Source organism: Massilia sp. CT11-108 (assembly GCF_047302915.1).
Lineage (GTDB): Bacteria > Pseudomonadota > Gammaproteobacteria > Burkholderiales > Burkholderiaceae_D > Telluria > Telluria orientalis.
The window spans coordinates 1-754 of sequence record NZ_JBKYMO010001083.1 but is presented as its reverse complement, the minus strand read 5'-3'; the positions used below and the strand labels follow the sequence as shown (position 1 = coordinate 754).

Annotated in this window: 2 protein-coding genes; one reads left to right on the top strand and one right to left on the bottom strand. The window is 67.0% G+C overall.

Features of this window, described 5'->3' with window-relative positions; translation table 11 throughout:
- Positions 1–503 (bottom strand): LysR family transcriptional regulator (locus ACEN88_RS33275; RefSeq protein WP_413346585.1); only part of this gene is annotated, 503 nt, incomplete at its 3' end.
- Positions 504–615: 112 nt separating this feature from the next.
- Here ACEN88_RS33275 and ACEN88_RS33270 point away from each other — a divergent pair.
- On the top strand, positions 616–754 hold a 139-nt coding region (locus ACEN88_RS33270), incomplete at its 3' end, for an SDR family NAD(P)-dependent oxidoreductase (protein ID WP_413346587.1).

Sequence of the window (754 nt, the reverse complement as noted above, 5' to 3'; positions counted from 1 at the left end):
ATGGCATCGCGCGCGGCCAGGTCGTCCGGGTGCGCATCGTGCTCGCGCGCGACGACGCCCTGCGGCAGCTCGACACCGCCGCCGATCGCGACGTCGAACCCTTCCGCGATCAGGTCGACCTGGCGGTTATCGAAGTGCAGGTCGGGCAGCACATCGGGATAGCGGCGGCGGAATTCCGCCAGCATCGGCACGAAATGCATGCGTCCGACGGCCGGCGCCATCGCCACCTTCAGCGGCCCCGCAGCGCGGTTGGCGCCCTGGCGCACGACGGCCATCGCGTCCTGGATGCGGTGCCAGGGTTCGGCCACCTCGCGCAACAACTGCTCGCCCTCCTCCGTCAGACTCAACTTGCGCGTGCTGCGCCGGAACAGGCGCACGCCCAGGTTCGCCTCGAGCCGGGCCACGTTCTTGCTGACGCCGGCCGGCGTGAGCCCGAGGCGCCGCGCAGCCGCCGAAAAGCCGCCGTCCTCGGCGCTGTAGATAAAGGAATCCAGATGCTCCATGGCCGACCTTTAACTAAGGGTTGAAAGTCTTGTGCTTTTTGACCGGCTAGTTTGAACCGGGAGTTGGAATGATACTGCAGACATCAACCACCCCAACCGAATGGAGAGCATCATGGCAAACACGAACCTGAAAGACAAAGTCGCCTTCGTCACCGGCGGATCGCGCGGCATCGGCGCGGCCATCGTGGAGCGTCTCGCCCGCGACGGCGCGGCGGTCGCCTTCACGTACCAGTCGTCGGACGCCGCCGCGC